The 1,172-nt window shown below is 52.6% G+C and carries 2 protein-coding genes and 1 pseudogene; all 3 read left to right on the top strand.

The window, feature by feature from the left end; all coding sequences use genetic code 11:
- Nucleotides 1–96 precede the first annotated feature (96 nt).
- Nucleotides 97–348: a CDGSH iron-sulfur domain-containing protein gene (locus tag ACOCD2_RS20925; RefSeq protein ID WP_293650330.1), complete on the top strand. Its 252-nt coding sequence runs from the start codon at nt 97–99 to the stop codon at nt 346–348.
- Complete coding sequence (locus ACOCD2_RS20920; protein ID WP_293650329.1) at nt 341–679, top strand: AF1514 family protein; 339 nt, start codon at nt 341–343, stop codon at nt 677–679. Before ACOCD2_RS20925 ends, ACOCD2_RS20920 begins: the two co-directional genes overlap by 8 nt.
- A 278-nt stretch (nt 680–957) precedes the next feature.
- Nucleotides 958–1,172: pseudogene (locus ACOCD2_RS20915) on the top strand (hypothetical protein); the annotation flags it as partial.

Here is a 1,172-nt window from a genome sequence, read left to right as displayed (position 1 = left end):
TTATTCAAAAAGAAAATCTATGATCTATAGGGACTTGACAGTTAGTATCTGATTTAATATGGCATCATATCTATAAAAATCAACAGGAGAAAGGCATTGGCAATCCCTCTGGTAGCAGGAACAAAATCCACAATCGTGGCCCTCAAGGAAGGCGAAACCGTCTACTGGTGCAGTTGTGGCCGTAGTCAGTCCCAGCCGTTTTGTGACGGTTCTCATGAAGATACCGAGTTCAGCCCCGTAGTGTTTACAGCCCCCAAGGATGACGACTACTATTTCTGCACCTGCAAGCGCACCAAGAAACCGCCTTTCTGTGACGGCTCCCACAAGCACCTGGCTGAAGATGACTGACAGGATAAATCCGCCCACCTGCTCGATCCCCCAGGAGCCGGACTATTCCGGGGTGACCATTGTTGAGCTGCATCCCGATCCCGCGCCGGCGGACTATCTGCAGGCCATGAAACTGGCCAACGCGGTGGCGGATGAAAAGCTGGGTGAACACATGCTGCTTTCCTGGTATGACAGGGACCGTGATTTCGAATCTCCCCAGCATGCCAGCGAATGCCACATGAACAGCGCCGTGCCCGGCTACGTGGATTACGGCCTGTATCACGGAGCGACCCTGAAGGTCGATATCGGGGACGGGCGCTTCGTTTTCTTCTACCTGCCCGTGGACATGTAAAGATCAGCGTGGCGGCGGCCGGTAGCTGATTTCGAGGAGCAACAGCATTCTGCTTAACCGATGGAATGCCGTTGATAAAGAGTGCGAAACACATTTGACACTACCGGTATCCGTCGTCTGGTGAAGTTCGATCTGGTGTTGGGGGTGTTCACCGTAATTGTTTCTGCCGTTGGGGCGTACTGGAATCTTGGGGTGCTGATGTAAATGAAAGGGTCAGGTCTTGGACTTAAAAAACTGGCTCTTCCCCAAATGGAGTGGGTAGATTATCGTAATCCCCTATGAGAGACAAAGACCTATATGCCCAGATACTGGGAATCAAGAGTCGCTGGCAAGTATCCGGTGTAGAGCTGGCGCTGTCAGAGGGTGAAGTCACGGTACATGTGGAACAAGAGGAAGGGGTGCAACACTGTTGCCCGACCTGCGGCGAGGTATCGCCGGGCTATGATTCCCGCAAGCGTGTCTTCGGCCTCGTGATAGATTTTGGGACATCCCA

Origin of the sequence: Thiolapillus sp. (genome assembly GCF_048562965.1) — a bacterium.
Lineage (GTDB): Bacteria > Pseudomonadota > Gammaproteobacteria > Chromatiales > Chromatiaceae > Thiolapillus > Thiolapillus brandeum_A.
Note: the sequence above shows the minus strand (reverse complement) of the source record. Positions and strands in the feature narration are given on the sequence as shown.